17 protein-coding genes are annotated in these 18,375 nt (G+C 66.5%); 9 read left to right on the top strand and 8 right to left on the bottom strand.

Annotated features, from left to right (window positions below; genetic code table 11):
- Nucleotides 1–4 precede the first annotated feature (4 nt).
- A complete protein-coding gene (locus MAAFP003_RS28370; protein WP_096290771.1) occupies nt 5–2,461 on the bottom strand; it encodes a CaiB/BaiF CoA-transferase family protein in 2,457 nt (818 codons plus the stop codon).
- Nucleotides 2,462–2,673: 212 nt separating this feature from the next.
- Between MAAFP003_RS28370 and MAAFP003_RS28365 the strand changes: the two genes are divergently transcribed.
- Nucleotides 2,674–3,210, top strand: a complete 537-nt coding sequence (locus tag MAAFP003_RS28365; RefSeq protein WP_036474155.1) for a hotdog domain-containing protein — start codon at nt 2,674–2,676, stop codon at nt 3,208–3,210.
- Here the strand turns inward: MAAFP003_RS28365 and MAAFP003_RS28360 are convergent.
- Genes MAAFP003_RS28360 through MAAFP003_RS28330 form a run of 7 tightly spaced genes read right to left on the bottom strand, consistent with a single transcriptional unit; the run spans nt 3,201 to nt 10,635 of the window.
- Nucleotides 3,201–4,715 carry a class I adenylate-forming enzyme family protein gene (locus MAAFP003_RS28360; RefSeq protein WP_036473818.1) on the bottom strand — a complete coding sequence of 505 codons (1,515 nt, stop codon included), beginning with the start codon at nt 4,713–4,715 and terminating at the stop codon, nt 3,201–3,203. The two genes, MAAFP003_RS28365 and MAAFP003_RS28360, sit on opposite strands and share 10 nt — an antisense overlap.
- Nucleotides 4,716–5,867 (bottom strand): acetyl-CoA acetyltransferase, encoded by a 1,152-nt coding sequence (locus MAAFP003_RS28355; protein ID WP_036473816.1) that lies wholly within the window; start codon nt 5,865–5,867, stop codon nt 4,716–4,718.
- Nucleotides 5,864–6,895, bottom strand: coding sequence for an acyl-CoA dehydrogenase family protein (locus tag MAAFP003_RS28350; RefSeq protein WP_036473815.1), 1,032 nt, complete (start codon nt 6,893–6,895; stop codon nt 5,864–5,866). Before MAAFP003_RS28350 ends, MAAFP003_RS28355 begins: the two co-directional genes overlap by 4 nt.
- Before the next feature lie 19 nt (nt 6,896–6,914).
- Entirely contained in the window at nt 6,915–8,087 is a 1,173-nt protein-coding gene (locus MAAFP003_RS28345) for an acyl-CoA dehydrogenase family protein (protein WP_036473813.1), read from the bottom strand.
- Nucleotides 8,088–8,132: 45 nt separating this feature from the next.
- A complete protein-coding gene (locus MAAFP003_RS28340) occupies nt 8,133–8,897 on the bottom strand; it encodes an aldolase/citrate lyase family protein (protein ID WP_036473810.1) in 765 nt (254 codons plus the stop codon).
- Nucleotides 8,894–9,715, bottom strand: a complete 822-nt coding sequence (gene hpaH, locus MAAFP003_RS28335; RefSeq protein WP_036473808.1) for a 2-oxo-hept-4-ene-1,7-dioate hydratase — start codon at nt 9,713–9,715, stop codon at nt 8,894–8,896. The genes MAAFP003_RS28340 and hpaH overlap by 4 nt, the downstream gene beginning before the upstream one ends.
- Complete coding sequence (locus MAAFP003_RS28330) at nt 9,712–10,635, bottom strand: alpha/beta fold hydrolase (RefSeq protein WP_036473806.1); 924 nt, start codon at nt 10,633–10,635, stop codon at nt 9,712–9,714. The genes hpaH and MAAFP003_RS28330 overlap by 4 nt, the downstream gene beginning before the upstream one ends.
- Before the next feature lie 198 nt (nt 10,636–10,833).
- Here MAAFP003_RS28330 and MAAFP003_RS28325 point away from each other — a divergent pair, with 198 nt between their 5' ends.
- Genes MAAFP003_RS28325 through MAAFP003_RS28290 form a run of 8 tightly spaced genes read left to right on the top strand, consistent with a single transcriptional unit; the run spans nt 10,834 to nt 18,371 of the window.
- Entirely contained in the window at nt 10,834–11,079 is a 246-nt protein-coding gene (locus tag MAAFP003_RS28325) for a hypothetical protein (protein ID WP_036473804.1), read from the top strand.
- Between the two features lie 32 nt (nt 11,080–11,111).
- A complete protein-coding gene (locus tag MAAFP003_RS28320) occupies nt 11,112–12,230 on the top strand; it encodes a thiolase family protein (protein ID WP_036474152.1) in 1,119 nt (372 codons plus the stop codon).
- On the top strand, nt 12,227–12,667 hold the full coding sequence (locus tag MAAFP003_RS28315) for a Zn-ribbon domain-containing OB-fold protein (protein ID WP_036473801.1): 441 nt from the start codon (nt 12,227–12,229) through the stop codon (nt 12,665–12,667). Before MAAFP003_RS28320 ends, MAAFP003_RS28315 begins: the two co-directional genes overlap by 4 nt.
- Nucleotides 12,664–13,959: an aromatic ring-hydroxylating oxygenase subunit alpha gene (locus tag MAAFP003_RS28310; RefSeq protein WP_176234842.1), complete on the top strand. Its 1,296-nt coding sequence runs from the start codon at nt 12,664–12,666 to the stop codon at nt 13,957–13,959. The genes MAAFP003_RS28315 and MAAFP003_RS28310 overlap by 4 nt, the downstream gene beginning before the upstream one ends.
- Nucleotides 13,956–14,471 (top strand): aromatic-ring-hydroxylating dioxygenase subunit beta, encoded by a 516-nt coding sequence (locus MAAFP003_RS28305; RefSeq protein WP_036473799.1) that lies wholly within the window; start codon nt 13,956–13,958, stop codon nt 14,469–14,471. The genes MAAFP003_RS28310 and MAAFP003_RS28305 overlap by 4 nt, the downstream gene beginning before the upstream one ends.
- 16 nt (nt 14,472–14,487) lie before the next feature.
- On the top strand, nt 14,488–16,095 hold the full coding sequence (locus tag MAAFP003_RS28300) for a class I adenylate-forming enzyme family protein (protein WP_096290770.1): 1,608 nt from the start codon (nt 14,488–14,490) through the stop codon (nt 16,093–16,095).
- Nucleotides 16,092–16,874 carry an enoyl-CoA hydratase/isomerase family protein gene (locus MAAFP003_RS28295; protein ID WP_036473797.1) on the top strand — a complete coding sequence of 261 codons (783 nt, stop codon included), beginning with the start codon at nt 16,092–16,094 and terminating at the stop codon, nt 16,872–16,874. The genes MAAFP003_RS28300 and MAAFP003_RS28295 overlap by 4 nt, the downstream gene beginning before the upstream one ends.
- Before the next feature lie 6 nt (nt 16,875–16,880).
- Entirely contained in the window at nt 16,881–18,371 is a 1,491-nt protein-coding gene (locus tag MAAFP003_RS28290; protein WP_036473795.1) for an aldehyde dehydrogenase, read from the top strand.
- The last annotated feature ends 4 nt before the right edge of the window (nt 18,372–18,375 follow it).

Below are 18,375 nucleotides of genomic sequence, written 5' to 3'. Positions count from 1 at the left end.
AGGCTCAGCTACCGCCGACGACCTCGCTGGCTCTCAGGGCGGCGATCGCCGCTTCGTCCAACCCGATTTCGCGCAATACCGCATCGGTGTGCTGCCCGATAGTGCATCCCGCATCAGCCCGTGTCCGTGATCGCGAGAAGGTGCACAGCGGCGCGAGCCGACGGTGCTCCTCGAAGATCGGGCTGTGCGCGTCGACTGCATAGCCTGCCTCGTAATACGGATCGGTCTGCAGCACCAATTCGGAGTTGGCCTCCACCACCTCGACACAACCAACGTCTTGAGCGGACAATTCGTGCTCCCACTCCAGCTTGGTCTTAGTCACGAAAACCGTTGTTAGTGCAGCGATTAACTCGTCATCATGCTGGGTTCGGGAGTCGGCATCGGCAAAGCGCTCGTCGGCGTGCAAGTCGACGTACGGCGACATCGCTTTCGCCAATGCCGGCCATTCGCGCGGCAACGGCGCGGCAAGAAAGACATAACCGTCGGCCGCCGGGTACATCCGATACAGAGCATTCATACCGAAAAACTGTTCGTCCGCGGGCGTTTCGGCGGGTCGGGACGCATAGCTCGCGTTGTACGCGATCATCGCCTGCTGCGCGGGGGCGAGCATGGTCGTGACCACGTTCGTCAGCATCTTGCCACGGCGCTTGGCGTACAACGCGACCAGCAGCGCCGAACCGACACCGTGTGCCGCGATGCCGTCGGACTGCACGGCTGGGACGGCCCCGCCCGCGTGGAGTCTGACCGCCCGGCGGTGCAAGTCATCCAGGTCGGCGGGCGGCTCGCCCGTGTCGTGGCTGTCGACCTGCGCCAGGCCGGACGCCGCGCCGACCGATGGTGCGTAGGCCGCGCGATGGGCGAACGGCCCGTCGACTCCGTAACCGGAGGTCGTCACGAACGCCAGGTCCGGGTTGACCGCCCGCAGCGAGGCCTCGTCGATCTTCGAGCGTTCTGCCGCTTTGCCCCGGAAGCATTGCAGGACGACGTCGGACCGCTTGGCCAGCTCGTACACCAGCTCGAGGCCCTCGGGCTTGGTGAAGTCGATCGCGACACTTTCCTTGCCCTGCAGCACTTTTGCGCCACCCGCCTCGGGGAACGCGACCAGGTTGCGGATGTTGTCGCCGTCGAGCGGCTCGACCTTGATCACGCGGGCGCCCAGGTCGGCCAGCAGGGTCGCGCCGTACGGTCCGGCGAACATGCTGCCGAACTCCAGGACCGTCACACCCTTCAGCGGCGGCTCGTCGTGGTCTCCCTGCGGAGCGGGCGGGGCGGCGCCGCCTACTTGATCGAAGGTGACTGAGTCGTTGTGCTCGCCGATGCGCGGGGCCGGCCGAAGCCGGGTCAGCGGCTTGCCGTCTGCATGAATAAGGGTCGACGGCTGTCGTACGGGTCCGAGATCGGGGTCGATGACGGTGGTGGCGCGCCCTTCGTGCGCGGTCTGCGGGTGGTTCAGCGAGTCCTCGGGACTCCGGAACAGTTCCCCGCTCAGGTCGAGGTTTTCCGCCATGGCCTGCTGCCATTCGGCGAGCGTGCGGGCGCCGACCCGTTCGATCATGATGTCCCACCACTCGGTGCGAAGTTCGGGGGTCGGCAGCATCGGAAAGCCCTGCCACTTCGGGTCGGCGAGCTCCCCGAGCAGGTCGAGTTCGGTCAGCCAGGCGCCGATCAGCTTGGGCGACACCTGAGCGAACTGCAGCCAGCGGCCGTCCTTCGTCGGACACACCAGCAGTGCGTAAATGAGGTACGCCTGGGGCCGACCCTGATCGTCGTATGCGGCGTCCATCGGTTCGAATGCGCCCGGATACCGTTGCAGCACCATCTCGTAGAACCAGTTGTAGGGATCCATCGAACCCATGCCGCTCACCAAGTTGGTCTCGACGGTTTGGCCACGCCCACTGCTCTCCCGCTCGAGGAGCGCGGCCAGCACACCCTGAACAGCGGCATGGGCGGCGCCCCACGAGGCATAGGTGAACGTGGTGAACGCCGGGCCCGGACGCGGCGCGAGTCCGCGCTTCTCGTGCATGACGCCGGTCTTGGCCATGACCAGCGCTTCCCAGCCCTTATAGTTGCGGAACGGCCCCGGCGAGCCCCAGCCGGTGACGTTGGCGACCACCAACCGCGGATACCGGCGCGAGAGCGACTCGGCAGTGAGGCCGAGGCGCTCGGCGGTGTGCGGCCGCAGCGTGTTCACCATCACGTCGGCGCGCCGCAACAGTGCCCGCAACCGGTCGAGGTCTGCGTCGTCGTGCAGGTCCAAAGTCACGCTGCGCTTGCCGCGCAGCAGCGCCGGCCAGCCGGCGAGCTCGCGCAGCGGACTGCCGTCGGGGGGCTCGACCATGATCACCCCGGCGCCGCAGTCGGCGAGGAACTGCGTTGCCTGCGCGCCGGGCAGCGTCGTCGACAGGTCGACCACCACGAGGCCGGCCAGCGGACCGTCCGACGCTGAACCGACTTTCGGCATGTTCGCTCCCTAGCGCCTGCGGGCGGATCTCGTGAAGACGTGAAGTGGCACACGTCACGTCAGCATCGCAGCGATCAATATTAATGTCAATGTATTAGTCTTGCGAGATGACGGAGCCCCATGAGGCGGAGTCACGGGGGGGGTTCCCGCCGATGCGTACCTGGCAGGAGCCGACGGTACGGAGCCCGGGCGGGGGCGCCGAATACGGCGACATGATCGCGGCGCTGCGCGATTTCCTCGACGACGTGGCCGCCGCAGCCCCGGATAGGGCGACAACCGTGGCGCTGACGAAGGACCTCAAGGACTGGACCGACCGGTTGGCCCCAGCCGCCGTCCCCGAGCGCAGGCAGATCTTCGCTCGCCGACTCGATCTGCCCGGCCGCGGACAAACCATGGCCCCCAGCTTTATTCCGATCGCGGGCGACCCGGAGAAGGTAGAGGGCACCGTCACGTTCGGCCGCTACTTTCTCGGTGGAGGCGGAGCCGTCCACGGCGGGGCCATCCCCCTGTTATTCGATGAGGTGCTCGGCCGGCTGGCCAGTAGCGGCGGCCGTGCGCCTGCGCGAACCGCATATCTGCACACCGATTTCCGGTCCATCACACCCGTCGGCGAAGAACTCGTGGTGCGCGCCTGGTTCGTCAGCGAACAGGGACGCAAGAGGCTGCTGCGCGCGGAGCTCACCCACGGGGACACACTATGCGCGGAAGCCGAGGGCCTGTTCATCGAGTTGCGCCCGGATCAGCCATGACTCTCTTGTTCCGTCGGTCGTCGACGTTGAATGTCTTTGTCGTGCAATCTGATCAGCTCCCGTAGGGCAAGCCGGTCCGGCTTGAGCATCGCTGTCAGCGGTAACTCGTCGACGATCAGCAATTCGTCGGGCGCCTTGTAATCGGCCAGCTCGTCCGCCACATAAGTGCGCAACTCGGCCAGCCCCGGGGGCCTAGCGGCGTCAGCCGGCACCACGCACGCGACGCCGATCTCCCCGATAACCGGGGCCGAGCACCCCACTACGGCAGCATTTTTCACACCCGCGTGACCGGCGAGCACACGCTCCACCTCACCGGGATGCACGTTGTAGCCGCCGCGGATGTACATGTCGCCGCTGCGCCCAACCAGGGTGAGATTCCCGTCGGCACCGAGGGCGCCGATGTCGCCGGTGCGCAGCCAGCCGTCGCGCAGCACCTCTTCGGTGAGTTCCGGGTTGCACCAATAGCCGCGCATCACGCAGGGACCGCGTACCTCGACACCGCCGTCGGGCCCGACGCGGACCTCCATTCCGGCGGCCGGCCGCCCGACCGTGCGGAACTGAATCTCGGGGGCGTCGTTCGGTTCGGTGCCGCAAATAGTCGGGCACTCGGTCATCGCATACCGCACCACCAGCGGAACCCCGATCCGCTCGGCGACCCGACGTATCAACTCGGGCGGCGCCGGCGCCGTGGCGACCACCCCGATCCGTAAGTGCGACAACGCCTGCCGGCTCACGCCATCGACATCGAGCAGCTTGGCCCACTGGGTCGGAACCGCACCCGCCACGGTGACCCGCTCGTCGCGCAGGATGTCGAACATGCCCTGGGCCGACCACGGAGTCGGCGGCACCACCAGCGTGCTGCCCCACACCAACTGATCCCAGAGCTTGAACATGTAGCCGGCGTGGGAGAACGGTGTCGATGTGAGGCGCCGGTCGTAGGGCGCGCTCATCACCCCTGATGCTGCCGCGCCCGCCGCCAGTCGGTCGGCATCGAATGCCGCGCCCTTCGGCATCCCAGTCGTGCCACTGGTGAAGATCAACGCAACCAGGTCCCGACGGTTGAGCTCCACGGCAGGTGGTGCCGATGACGACGTGTCGCTGCACAGCGCATCCCGCGACAACAGCCGGTGCCCGGTATCGGGTAGCGCTCCAAGCCGTTCATCGGCGACGATCAACGCGGGATCAGCTTGTTGCAGAACAGATTCGATCTCTCGACGACCGAGTCGGGGGTTCAGACCCGCGGTGATGGCGCCGAGCATCGCCGCGGCGGCATAACACGTCGCATAGTCGATGCCCGACGGCAGCCACAGCACGATTACGTCGCCCTTGCCGACCCCGAGGTCGGCGAACTGCGAAGCGACACCACGGGCCCGGCCGATCCAGTCCGCGAAGGTGATGCGCCCTCCCGGCTCAACGTAGGCCTCACGGTCACCGTGCACGGTAGCAGCGCACTCCAGCATCGACCGGGTGTCGCTGACGTCGGCGCTCAGCGGTGCACGGGCCACCTACGGCTCCTCGGCGCCGAGAATCATTGTGCCGCTGGAACAGAACCAGCCGCCGGTGCCGCTGACACAGGCGATCCGGGCGTCCGGCACCTGCCGCGGCCCGCATTCGCCGCGCAACTGGCGCGCCGCCTCGACTAAGAGGAACAACCCCCGCTGACCCGGGTGACATGCCGACAGGCCGCCACCGTCGGTATTGGTGGGAAGTTCGCCGCCCAAACGCAACGAGCCCTTCTCGACAAAGCCGCCGCCCTCCCCCTTCGGGCAGAAGCCCAGGTCTTCGAGGGTGAGTAGCAACATATAGGTGAACGCGTCGTAGATCTCGGCGACGTCGACGTCGGACGGGGAGACCCCGGCGCGCGCAAAGGCGAGCGGTCCGCTGACCGCCGCCGGGCCGACGGTGAGGTCGTCCCACTGCGAGGTGAGCATGTGCGAGGTGGTCTCGCCCGAGCCGAGCACCCACACCGGCTTACTCCGCAGATCCTTTGCGCGTTCCGCGTTGACGAGGACGGCCGCCGCCCCGCCATCGCTGCGAATGCAGCAGTGCAGCTTGGTGAAAGGGTCGGCGATCATTGGTCCGCCGAGCACATCGTCGACGGTGATCGGATCGCGGTAGTAGGCCTCGGGATTGTCGGCCGCGTTGAACCGCGCGGACACAGCGACCTCGGCCAGCTGCTCGATCGTGGTGCCGTAAGTGAACATGTGCCGCCGTGCGGCCATGGCGTACTTGGAGATTAGGGTGTGGCCGTAGGGCGCCTCCCACTGCAGTGGTCCGCGCGCGCCCCAATTGATGTTGGCCCCCCGCAACCCCTTTCGAAGATCAGAGCGGGCAGTCGAGCCGTAGGTCAGCAACACCACGTCGGCATGCCCGGCGGCGATCGCGTCGGCCGCGTGGGCGGCCATCACCTCCCACGACGCTCCCCCGACCGCGGTGGAGTCGATCCAGCGGGGCCGCAGCCCCAGATACTCGCCGACATCGACCGGGGGCAGTGTGCCCTGACCGGTAGAGGCCAACCCATCGACGTCATCGGGCGTCAGCCCGGCATCAGCCAAGGCGCGGCGGCTGGCCTGCGCGATCAGCTCGTAGGGGCCCTTGTCGTCGACTCGGCCGACGTCGGACAGGGCGACACCGGCGATCGCAACGGTGCCGCTCACTGGGCGCGGTCCTGGGCCAGCAACTCGGCCAGCACGTCGGTGGGCTCGCCGAACAGATGCCGAAACACGTGCGCACGCTTCAGGTATAGGTGCATGTCGTTCTCGAACGTGTAACCCATCCCACCGAACACGTGGATGCCTGCTGCGGCATTGTCGACGGCCGCCGAGCCGGCCACCGTTGCGGCCGACAGCACCTGCAGCAGGGCGTCGGCGCGGCCACTCGCCACCGCGATTGCGGCGAAGAACGTCTGCGCCTGCGTGGCCTCGGCCGCGATCTCCATATCGACGCAGGCGTGCTTGATCGCCTGGTGGACCCCGATCGGTTTGCCGAACTGCTCACGCGTCTTGGCGTGTTCGGTCGCCAAACCGGCCGCGCCCGCGGCCAGCCCGGCCAGATAGCCCGCCGCGAGCACCATGGCGCGGCCCCAGATCCATTCGTCCTCAACCGGCAGCCAATACACCGGCTCGGCGGATTCGACTGTGGCCGAAGATATCCGAGTACCCGGGTCGGCTGCGGCCACGGATGTCAGCGGCCCGAAGGAATCGATGTCGAGCAGAGCGGCACCGCTGCGGGCCACCAGCAGGGCGTGCGAGGCACCCGCCGGCTCGAACAAATCGAAGGTCCCTTTAATGGGCCGCGCTGGCCGCACGTCGCCGTCGCCACGCAGTACCGCGAGGGCCACCACCGCCACCCCGGAGCCGATCCGCTGGGCCAGCGCGTCGTCGCCAGATCGGGCGGCTACCCGGGCACCCAACGTGCCCGCCAGGAACGGCCCGGGCGCGAGCCGCTTGCCGAGTTCGACGAACAGCAGCGCTTCGTCGTCCAGCGGCCGGCCCGATCCGCCGAACTCCTCGTCGAGCCCGAGAGTCAAAAGGCCCAACTCGGCGCATTCTCGCCATACCGACCCGGGAATCGGCGCTTCCGCGTGCCGATTAGCACGGATCCGCTCGACAGGCATCCTCTCAGCGAGGAATTCCCCTGCCGCCGTGATGATTTCAAGCTGCTCAGCTCCGGGCAGCAGGTTCATGGCCGTCTCCTCACGGTATTCATCGGGGCAGCCCCAACACGCGCTCGCCGACGATGTTGCGTTGGATCTCCGACGTTCCGCCCCCGATGGCTTGGGAGAAGCTGTAGTAGTAGTAACCGACCCAGCCGTCGACGTCCCAGCGCGACGAATACCGGACTGAGGCCGGACCGACGATGTCCATCGCCAATCTGCCGATCTCCTTGGCCAATTCGGCGTACATCAACTTGACGATCGAACCCCGCGGGCCGGGTGTCTCGGTCTTCAAGGCCTCGCAAATGTTGGTGTAGGTGAGCGCCCGCAGTGACGCCACCGAGGCGCGAGCCCTCGCCAGCCGTCGCGCGATGTCGTCATCGGCGATGGCGGGCCTGCGGCCGTCCGGCCCGACGTGGTCGCGGGCGTAGTCGATGAGGTCCTCGATGATCTTCGCCAGCCGCACCTGGTTGGCGGTGAACGCGGTGCCACGCTCAAAGGACAGCGTCGCCATCGCGACCGACCAACCTTCGCCCACCTCGCCGACCACGTTGCTCAGCGGAATGCGCACGTCGTCATAGAACACTTCGCAGAATTCCGAGCCGCCCTCGATGGTCTCGATCGGGCGGACGTCGATCCCTGAAGTGCTCATGTCGCAAATCACCCAGGTGATGCCCTTGTGCTTGCTGCCGGTGTTGTCGGTGCGCACCAGCAGTTCCTGGTAGTCGGCGACGGTGGCGAAGCTCGTCCACAGCTTCTGCCCCGACACCACCAGGTGCTCGCCGTCGATCACCGCCTTGGTGCGCAACGCCGCCAGATCCGACCCGGCGTCGGGCTCGGAGAAGCCCTGACACCAAATCACCTCACCGCCAAGGATTTTCGGCAAGTGGAACGACTTCTGCTCATCGGTTGCCCTGGTGATCAGGGTCGGCCCGGCGTGCGAGTTACCGACGAAGCATGCATCGATCCCAGGGAACCCCCGCGCGGCATACTCCTCGTACCAGATCAACTGCTGAAGCAGCGTCAGCCCCTTGCCGCCGTATTCTGTCGGCCAGGCGATGCCGGCCCAGCCGCCTTCCCATTGCGTGCGCTGCCACGCGAGGTCGTATTCCCGGATACCCGCATCGTCGCGCGGCCTTTGTTCGGTCGGCTTGTTCTCGTCGAGCCACGTGCGGACCTGGTCGCGGAACTCGAGCTGGTCAGGCGTGAAGTCGAGATCCATGGTCCGGAATTCTAGGTGACACGATAGTCAGAAACAATGCGTCAGTCATTGACCTCGATACCTCGCGGCCAGTTGTTCGGCACCGCGAGCCAGCAATGCGACGTCCGCTCCTACTAGCACGAAGCTCGCGCCGGCCATCATGTAGCGGCGTGCCAACGGCTCGCTGAACGCATTCACACCGGCGCGCTTGCCGTGGTCCACGATAGTCGCTAACGCAGCCTCTATGGTGCTCACGATCTCGGGATGCTCCGGCTGCCCAAGTTTGCCCATTGAGGCCGCCAGGTCGGCCGGACCGATGAAGATGGCGTCCACACCATCGACGTCGGCGATCTCGCCGAGCTGGGTCAGACCGGCCGCACTTTCCACTTGGACGGTCAACGACACCGTTGCATCTGCGGTGACAAGGTAGTCAGAAATGCGGTTCCAACGCGACGCCCGCGCCAACGCGCTGCCCACCCCGCGAATCCCCTCGGGCGGGTACCGGGTGGCGGAAACCGCCGCGACTGCCTCACCGGGGCCATCGATCATCGGAACGATGATGTTCTGCGCGCCGATGTCGAGCAGTTGCTTGATGAACACGGGATCGGCAGACGGCGGACGCACCAGCACGTCGACGTCCGGGTAGCCCGCCAACACCTGCAACTGTTCGAGCGTCGTGCGCAGATCGTTGGGCGCATGCTCCTGGTCCAACAGCAGCCAGTCGATTCCGGACCCCGCGCAGATCTCGGTGACATACCCGCTGCCCGAGGCCACCCACATGCCGATCCGCGGGTCGCCATCGCTGATGCGCTGCGTCCACCGGTTGGTCACGATGCCCCCGAATCGAACGTCACCGAGACCGTGCCCAGCGGTCCATAGTCGGCGACAAAGCTGTCCCCCGGTTCGGCGAACACCGGCTTGGTGAACGATCCGGACAGGATGACCTCGCCGCGCTCAAGGGAAACACCATGTGGGGCAAGCCGATTGGCTAGCCAGGCCACACCATTGCCGGGATGGTTGAGCACCGCGGCCGCCACCCCGGACTCCTCGATGGTGCCGTTGCGCAGCAGCAGGGCCGCCACCCAGCGCAGATCGACGTCCAAGGGGCGGAATACCCGGCCGCCCAGGACCAGGCCGGCGTCCGCGGCGTTGTCGGCGATGGTGTCGACGATGGTGCGCAGATGGCCGGTTTCGGGGTCCGACATCTGCACCCTGGCGTCGAGGATCTCCAGTGCAGGAGTCACGAACTCGGTGGCCCGCAGCACGTCGAACAACGTGACCCCCGGGCCGGATAGCCGCTCGCCCAGCACGAAAGCCAACTCGACCTCGACGCGCGGACGGATGTACCGGCCCAGCGGGACGCGGCCGCCATCCTCGATGAACATGTCGTCGAACAGCGCACCGTAATCCGGTTCGTCGATCGACACCGCCCGCTGCATCACCTTCGAGGTCAGACCAATCTTGCGGCCCTTGACTTCTCGCCCGTCGGCGACTTTCAGCGCGACGAGTGCCCGCTGCACCGCGTAGGCGTCCTCGATGGTCATGTCGGGATAGTCCAGCGACAACTGCCGGATCGGCGTGCGGTTCTGCTCGGCCTCGTACAGCCGCCGGGCAATGTCGGCGAGCTCGTCCTCGGCGGGTCTGGTCATCTGGTGAGGAACTCGATCGCCGCGGCGTTGAACGCCTCCGGATCCTCGAAATGCGGCCAATGCCGCACCGAGGGCATCTCGAAAACCTCTGAGTTCGGAATCAGGTTCGCGATCGTACGAGCGGTGTCCTGGTACACGCCGTGATCCTTGCCCGACGCCACGATCATCACCGGCGCCTCGATGCCGCGCCACTTGTCGTCGGGAATCAGGTTGCGGTGGCGCACCTTCTCGTCCTGCAGGATCAGCAGCCGGTCGATGGTGTTCCGGGTGTCCTCGCGCCGATACACGGCCTGACGCAAACCGATGAGATCGGGCAGGCGATTAGCCTCGTCGGCGATCAGGTGGGCGAACACGGCGTGTAGGGATTCCCACGTCGGCTCGTTGACCGCCTTGGTCCGTTCCGCCCGAATGCGCGCCATGTTCGCCGCCGACGCTTCCCGCCCGGCCGGCGACATCAGGATCACCTTGTCGACTCGGTCGGCGTGGCCGACGGAGATCGCGGACGCGACGAACGCGCCCAGCGACATTGCAATGAAGTTGGCTGACGTCATGCCGAAGTGGTCCATCACCCCCAGCACGTGTTCGACGTAAATCGCGATCTCGTAGTCGTAGTCCGGCTTGCCGGAGAACCCATTGCCGACCATGTCGATCGCCACGCAGTGGAAGTGCTGTGACAGTGCGGCGAGGTTGGGCGCGAACGTCTCCCAATGCCCGCCGGTGCCGTGCAGCAGGATGGCGTGCGGCTTGTCCGGCCCGCCCGCCTCGGCGTAACGGGTCCGGACAGGGACTCCCTTGACCGGGACATCGACGAACCCCTGCCGGAACTCGAGCTCCTTGAGATACATCCAGATGCTGCGGTAGTTCTGCGTGTCGACTCGGCTCACATCGACCGCAGCGGCCGGAGCTTGTGCTTGGCTCATCTCACCTTCTCGAATCTTCCGTATCTGACATACATGTCATCTATCGCTGACATCAGCATCCATTCTTCTCATCGTCGCACAAGCTCTATGTTCCCATGTGGAGAACGGCCTACAGCGCTCGACCCGGACGTGATCCGCCAGCCGTCATTCCTTCTTCCTCCATTGATTCTGACACTTGTATGCGGTAATACTGGGCAGGTGAATACTCCGGCCGGACGCCGCGTCCTCGCCGACCTGGTCAACGAGTTCGCGGCCGTGCGGTTGTCGCTGGACGTCAACGGCAACGGCCCCCGCCTGCTCGTTGAGGACCTGGAGGGCGGCGAGCAGGTCTTCCTGTGCCCCTTGGAGTTGGCCAGCTTCACCTTGGCCACCGCCGAAGACCGCGAGGAGTGGATCAGGGTAGGCAACTACCGCGGCGAACGCCGGCCAACGGAGCGGCCGTGAGCGCCGCCGACGCCGACCTGGTCGGCCTGGGCATGACCCCTATGTCGCTGCGTCCCGGCGCGACGCCCCTAGAACTGGCCGTCAAGGCGAGCGCCGCCGCGCTGGCCGACGCCGGACTCGGGCATGCCGACATCGACGGGATCCTGGTCGGCTCGTCGCAGGGCGTCCGGCCGGACCGGCTGGGCGTCGGCTTCGCCGCCGCGGCTGGCTTCTCGGACCTACGCCTGCTGGAGCACGTCGAGATCAAGGGCGCCACGACGATCGCCATGATCCAGCGCGCGCGCCACGCGATCGTCGCGGGCGAGGCGTCGACCATACTGTGCGTCTTCGCTGACGCACCCCTGGTGGCCGGCCGCGGTGCCGGCTCGACCTACGCACACAGTGGCGGCAACGTCGGGGTGCGCGGCCTGGAGCGCGCCTCCGGGCTGCTTGGCTCGGTGCCGACGTATGCGCTGATGACCCAGCGCTGGCTGCACGTCTCAGGCACCCCTGCCAAAGCGTTGCGCTCCGTCGCCACCACGGCCAGGGCATGGGCGCGCGGCAACCCCGATGCGGTGAACCGAGAGCCGCTCGACGACGCCGACTATGACTCTTCCCCGATGATCGCCGAACCACTTCGGCTGCTGGACTGCGCCCGGCCGGTGAACGGGGCGGTCGCCGTCGTGCTCACCGGGCGGCCCTCGGTCGGCGTCACCCGACTGCGGGTTCGCGGAGCCGGGCGCGAACACCCGGTGCGGCGCCGCCGCGCGGGAGCCGAGTCGTGGTTCGGGGGCGGTGGCCGCGCGGTACAGGACGCCCTCGACCAAGCCGGCATGGCCCGATCAGACCTGCACGTCGCCGAACTGTACGACCCGTTCTCGATCGTCACGCTGGCGCTGCTCGACGAATACCGGCTCACCGGTGACGTTCCGGCGGGTGCATTCGTGCGCGACGGCCACACCGGGCCGGGCGGCACGCTGCCGACCAACACCGGTGGTGGCCAGCTGTCCGGTTTCTACCTGCAGGGTATGACGCCGTTGGCGGAGGCGATGATTCAGCTGCGTGGCGCCGGCGGGCAACGTCAGGTTGCCGGGGCGACGGTCGCACTGGTCGGCGGTATCGGCGGCCGGATGGACCACCACGCCGCCTTGGTGCTGGAGCGCGCCGCATGACCGCCACGGCGGTCGAGGACTGGTTGCTGGACAGCGCGCTGGCACCCACCGCCGACGACGACGTGCTGGCGCCGCTGTACCGAGCGGCCGCGCGCAATGAGCTCGCATTACCGTTCTGCGCGGCCTGCGCCCTGCCGCTCGAGCTCGATCAGGAAGTCTGCGACGGCTGCGGAAACACCGAAAATGATTGGCGCACAGTCGATCTACACGGCACTGTACACGCGGCGACACTTATGCATCGCTGTGAGCCCGGCCTGGTGCGCGGCGGGGCGCCGTACCCCATCGTCGACGTCGAGCTGGCAAGCGGGCACCGGATGGTGATGACCACCGTGCAACCCGCGGACACCGCACCGCCCATCGGCACAGCGGTGCGCATCGGCTTCCGCCGACTGGGCGACGTCGCCATCCCGGCCATCGACATTCTGGAGGATCAATGACGACAGTCGAATCCAACGCTGCTGTAGACGAATTCGACGTCGACACTGTCATACGCCGCGACCGGGTGCACGGGACGGTGTACACGTCCGCCGAGATCTTCCGCCGTGAAATGGACAGCATCTTCAAGACCGGCTGGGTCTATGTGGCGCATGAGAGCGAGGTCAGCGAGCCGGGTGACTACCTCACCCGGATGATCGGCCATGACCCGGTTGTCGTGGTGCGCGGCAGGGACGGCGTGGTTCGGGTGGTGCTCAATCGCTGCACCCACCGTGCCAACAAGCTGTGCAACGCCGAGAAGGGCAACGCCAACTCGTTCCGGTGCCCGTATCACGGCTGGACGTTTGGCAATACGGGTGCGCTGCAGGGTGTTCCGATGCGTGAGGGTTACGGCGAGGAGTTCAACAAAGTGCGCGCCGAGCTGGGTCTCGCCCAGGCGCCCCGGGTGGACAGCTACGGCGGATTCGTCTTCGCGTCGCTGGCGCCCGAGGGCATCTCGCTACAAGAGCACCTTGGTAAGGCAACACGCGCCATCGATCGCCTGCTGAACCTGTCCCCCACCCGCGAGATCGACCTGCGGGCCAATTGGATGAAGCACCTGCACCACGCCAACTGGAAGATGGTGGTGGAGAACAACGTTGACGGCTACCACGCACTGTTCACGCACGCCTCGGTGTACGACGCGATCAAGCCCGCCAAGGTGTCGCACGTCCCGACCAAGGTCGACGTGCTGGTCCGCGATCTCGGCAATGGCCATTCCGAGATCGACTACAGCGACGAATACCGAAAACTCGATGAGGAATTCGTCTGGTACGGCCGGATCCCGCGGGCCAAGCTGGCCGGCTACGTCGACGCACTGGAAGGTGCGTACGGTCCCGAGCAAGCGCACGACGCTTTGGTGGTGGGTCCGCCGCACACACTGATCTGGCCCAACCTGTTCCTGGCCGAGATGAACGTAATGTTCGTCGAACCGCAGGCCCCCGACCGCACCGTCGCCTATACCACCGCGGTCCTCATACCCGGCCAGGACGCGTTGAACGAGCGCACGCTGCGCCGTTCCGAGGGGGCGATGGGTCCGGCCGGCTTCTTGATCGCGGACGACGGAGAGATCGGCATGCGCAACCAGGCCGGGCTCGCCGCCGAGCTGCCCGAGTGGCTGGTGCTGGCCCGCGGTGTCGACGGCGATGTGACCGACGAAAGCGGAATCATCAACCGCGACAAAAGCGCCGAGACTCCCCAGCGCGGTTTCTACTCGCACTGGGCCTCGGTCGTCGGCGGGAGGACCGGAGCATGACCGTCAACTCTGAAGCCCAGACGCGTCCGGTTCTGCGTCCGCTGCCGGACCCTGAGATCCTGTCGTTTCTTTATCTGGAGGCGCGGCTGGCCGACGAGGGCCGCTACTCGGAGTGGGAAGCGTTGTGGGCCGACGATGACGACACGGTCGAGTACCGCGTCCCGATGCACCCTGACGACGACCCGCGGAACACGCTGGCCTACATCAATGACAACCGGCGACGGATCAAGAGCCGGGTGGCGCAGCTCAACACCGGCAACCGGCACTCACAGACACCGCCGTCGGTAATGCGGCGTGTGGTCTCCAACAGTGAGGTGGTGGAAACGGGCACCAACACGGTCACGGTGGAATCCAACTTCGCGCTATTCGAATACCGTCTGCGTCAACGCTTCTGGGCCGGCCGGGTAGCCCACACCATTCGCTTGTCGTCAGAAGGCCCGCGGTTGATTCGCAAGATCGTGCATCTGATCGACGCAAGCGGCCCGGTCGAGACACTCGCTTTCCTGATTTGAACGGACTTCTCATCTGATGCTCATCGGTGACATCGCAACCAATAACGGCCGCCGCTACCCCGACAAGCGTGCGCTGGTCGACGCCGACCGGGCGCTTACCTGGTCGCAGGTCGACGAGCGGGCCCGGCGGCTCGCCGCCTTCCTGATCGGCCGCGGGTTGGTACCGGGCGATCGGGTGATGGTGATCGCCCGCAATTGCCTTGAATGGCCGGAGATCTCGTTCGGTCTGGCCAAAGCGGGGTTGATCACGGTGCCGGTGAATATCAGGCTGGCTCCCGACGAAGTCGCCCACGTCCGCGACGACTCCGGCGCACGAGCTGTCATCATCCACGCCGACCACGTGGACAAGTTCCTGGGCGAATTGACGGAGCTGGCACTGATATTGAGCGTGGGTGCGCGGTCAACGCTCGGCACGAACGAGTTGGTCACCGACTACGAGACGGCGCTGGCGCAGGCGCAGCCCGGCGACGGGCACCGCGACGTCACGCCGGATGACGTCGCGTTCATCCTGTACACCAGCGGCACGACCGGTCGAGCCAAGGGCGTGATGCACACCCACCGCGCCCTGCTCTACCAGGCGGCGGACACAAACCTGGTGACCGAGGCCAACCGCTCGGACGTCATGCTTGCCACCACCCCTTTCTTCACGGCGGGCGGCATGGTCCGCACGGTGTCATGGCTTTACCTCGGTCAGACCATGGTGATCCATCAGAGATTCGACCCGCAGGCCGTGATCGACGAGATCGAACGCAGCGCCATCACGTTCACGACGTTCATCCCGACGATGCTGCACCGCACGCTGGCGATCCTGGAAGACGGACCACCGCGGGACGTGTCGAGCCTGCGGCGCATCTCCTACGGTTCCGCGCCGGTTCCGCCGGGCCTGGCACGCAAGGCCATGGACCTGCTCGGTTGCGACCTGCAGCAGCGCTACGGACTCACCGAATGCGGCGGACAAGCAACGATTCTCACGCCCGAGGATCACCGCGACATCGTCGCCGGCAAAACCTCGATTGCGACCTCATGCGGGCGGGAAACGCCGATGTGCGTGATCCGGGTGGTCGATGTCGACGGCAACGATGCCCCACCCGGCGACGTCGGCGAAATCGTGATCGTCAGCCCCGCCAACGCGATTGGCTACTGGAACCGGCCCGAGCAGACCGCCGAGACGTTCCGACCCGACGGGTTGCGCAGCGGTGACTTGGGCTACCTCGACGAGGAAGGCTACCTCCATATCACCGGTCGCAAAACCGATCTCATCATCTCCGGCGGGTTCAATGTCTATCCGGCGGAGATCGAGCGGGTGCTCGCTCAGCATCGCGACGTAGACATGGTGGCGGTGGTCGGGGTGCCTGACCCTGAGTGGGGCGAGACGCCGGTGGCCGCCGTGATTCCCAAGGCCCACGTCAACGATGAGGACACTCTGAGCGTCGAGCTGGCTGCGCTGTGTCGCGCGGAACTGGCCGGTTACAAGCAGCCGCGCCGGTTCGTGTTCCGGCGCGAGTTCCCGTTGGGCCCTGCAGGCAAGATCCTCAAACGCGAGATCGCTAACCAGGTGAACCACGTCGCCGAGGCGGATGCGAAGATGCCGGTATCGACCGCATCGACCGAGGAGCGCCCGTGATCGAGCAGACCGACCTGGCCACCATCGAATTTTCGGTGACGGACCACGTCGCCACCGTGGCACTCAACCGGCCTGCGAAGCTGAACAGCTTCACCGAACAGATGGCCGCCGAGCTGGCCACGGTGTGGGCACGGGTGCGCGACGACGAGGACATCCGGGTCGCGGTGCTGTGCGCAAACGGGGAACGCGCGTTCTGCACCGGCATCGACGTGACCGAGGGCACCTGGTGGAAGCACCAACCGATCTTCAACCAGGAGGATCCGGGGGAGCTACTGGGGCCGAAGGCACACAAGGTGTGGAAGCCGGTGATCGCGGCACTGCACGGCATCGTGGCCGGCGGTGCCATGTACTTCGTCAACGAGTGTGACTTCTCGATCTGCAGCGAGACGGCAACCTTCTTTGACCCACATGCCAATGCGGGCATCGTCTCGGCACTGGAGCCGATGGGCATGCTGGCCCTCGGCGTGCCCTACGGCGAGGTGATGCGCTGGGCGCTGCTCGGCAGCGAGGAGCGGATGTCGGCGCAGACCGCACTGCGAATCGGGCTCGTGACTGAAGTGGTCCCCGACGACCAACTACGCACCCGGGCATTCGAGCTCGCCGGCGAAATCGCCGGGCGCAGACCAAATGGTGTTCAAGGCACCGTTCGCGCGATGTGGGAGGCCCGTGATTTGACGCCCAGCGTCGCCGCCCGACACGGCAAGTTCTTCACCGACCTTGGCAATGCCGGAGCCAGCCCGGACTCGTTGAACAACAAGAAGAAGCCGCGAACTCGATGAGGACGCATGACTGACACCGCGACCGAGACGTTGGTCCAGTTCGATCTACTGATCGGGGGCGAATCATCGTCCGCCGCATCGGGATTGACCTACGACAGCGTTGACCCCTTCACTGGAAGGCCCTGGGCACGGGTGCCCGACGGCGGGGCTGCCGATGTGGATCGCGCCGTGGCCGCCGCTCGTGCCGCGCTGAACGGACCGTGGGGTGCGCTCACCGCGACCGCCCGTGGCAAGCTGCTGGGGCGACTCGGTGAGATCATCGCGCGCGAGGCCGAGCAGCTCGCCGAACTCGAGGTGCGCGACGGCGGCAAGCTGGTTCGCGAGATGGTCGGCCAGATGCGGTCTTTGCCAGATTACTACCGCTACTACAGCGGGCTGGCGGACAAGCTGCAAGGAGATGTCATACCGGTCGACAAACCCAACTACCTCGTCTACACGCGCCATGAGCCCGTCGGTGTGGTCGGCGCGATCACGCCCTGGAACTCACCGCTGCTCCTGTTGACGTGGAAACTCGCCGCCGGCCTGGCCGCAGGCTGCACGTTCGTCGTCAAGCCCAGCAACCACACCCCGACGTCGACTCTCGCGTTCGCAAAGCTGTTCGCCGAGGCGGGCTTTCCGCCAGGTGTCATCAATGTCGTCACCGGCTGGGGTCCGGAGACCGGTGCTGCGCTGGCGTCGCACCCCGGTGTCGACAAGATCGCGTTCACCGGCTCGACGGCCACCGGCATCGAGGTCGGTAAGGCCGCGATCGAGAACATGACCCGGTTCTCACTCGAACTCGGTGGCAAGTCGGCGCAGGTGGTGTTCGCCGATGCCGACCTCGACGCCGCGGCCAACGGGGTGATCGCCGGCGTCTTCGCCGCCACCGGCCAGACGTGTCTGGCGGGCTCGCGCCTGTTGGTCGATCACAGCGTCGCCGACGCTCTGGTGGACAAGATCGTCGCCAGGGCGGCGACCATCAAACTGGGAGACCCGAAGGACCCGACGACCGAGATGGGCCCGGTGTCCAACCAGCCGCAGTACGAGAAGGTGCTGTCGCACTTCGCTTCCGCACGTGAACAGGGAGCCACGATCGCCTACGGCGGCGAGCCGGCAGGTGACCTCGGCGGCTACTTCGTCAAGCCGACCGTGCTGACCGGCGTCAACCCCTCGATGCGTGCCGTCGCTGAGGAGATCTTCGGACCCGTACTGGCGGTGATGACCTTCGCCGACGAGGACGAGGCCGTCGCCGCGGCCAACAGCACCGAGTTCGGATTGGCCGCCGCGGTGTGGAGCAAGGACGTTCACCGCGCGCACCGGGTGGCCGCCAAGTTGCGCGCGGGCACGGTGTGGATCAATGCGTACCGCGTCGTCGCGCCGCACGTTCCGTTCGGCGGCATAGGCTACAGCGGCATCGGGCGGGAGAACGGCATCGACGCCGTCAAGGACTTCACCGAGACAAAGGCGGTGTGGGTCGAGCTGTCCGGGGAGACCCGCGACCCGTTCACGCTCGGCTGAAACG

Source organism: Mycobacterium ahvazicum (genome assembly GCF_900176255.2).
GTDB lineage: Bacteria > Actinomycetota > Actinomycetes > Mycobacteriales > Mycobacteriaceae > Mycobacterium > Mycobacterium ahvazicum.
This window is presented reverse-complemented; position numbering and strand designations above follow the sequence as displayed.

Bases quoted from the DNA above. Each gene is read 5' to 3' on its own strand.
- hpaH (WP_036473808.1), bottom strand. From the start codon at position 9,715: ATGACCAGACCCGCCGAGGACGAGCTCGCCGACATTGCCCGGCGGCTG.
- MAAFP003_RS28320 (WP_036474152.1), top strand. From the start codon at position 11,112: ATGACCCCTATGTCGCTGCGTCCCGGCGCGACGCCCCTAGAACTGGCC.
- MAAFP003_RS28315 (WP_036473801.1), top strand. From the start codon at position 12,227: ATGACCGCCACGGCGGTCGAGGACTGGTTGCTGGACAGCGCGCTGGCA.
- MAAFP003_RS28305 (WP_036473799.1), top strand. From the start codon at position 13,956: ATGACCGTCAACTCTGAAGCCCAGACGCGTCCGGTTCTGCGTCCGCTG.
- MAAFP003_RS28350 (WP_036473815.1), bottom strand. From the start codon at position 6,895: ATGAACCTGCTGCCCGGAGCTGAGCAGCTTGAAATCATCACGGCGGCA.
- MAAFP003_RS28290 (WP_036473795.1), top strand. From the start codon at position 16,881: ATGACTGACACCGCGACCGAGACGTTGGTCCAGTTCGATCTACTGATC.
- MAAFP003_RS28370 (WP_096290771.1), bottom strand. From the start codon at position 2,461: ATGCCGAAAGTCGGTTCAGCGTCGGACGGTCCGCTGGCCGGCCTCGTG.
- MAAFP003_RS28300 (WP_096290770.1), top strand. From the start codon at position 14,488: ATGCTCATCGGTGACATCGCAACCAATAACGGCCGCCGCTACCCCGAC.
- MAAFP003_RS28345 (WP_036473813.1), bottom strand. From the start codon at position 8,087: ATGGATCTCGACTTCACGCCTGACCAGCTCGAGTTCCGCGACCAGGTC.
- MAAFP003_RS28330 (WP_036473806.1), bottom strand. From the start codon at position 10,635: ATGAGCCAAGCACAAGCTCCGGCCGCTGCGGTCGATGTGAGCCGAGTC.
- MAAFP003_RS28365 (WP_036474155.1), top strand. From the start codon at position 2,674: ATGATCGCGGCGCTGCGCGATTTCCTCGACGACGTGGCCGCCGCAGCC.
- MAAFP003_RS28310 (WP_176234842.1), top strand. From the start codon at position 12,664: ATGACGACAGTCGAATCCAACGCTGCTGTAGACGAATTCGACGTCGAC.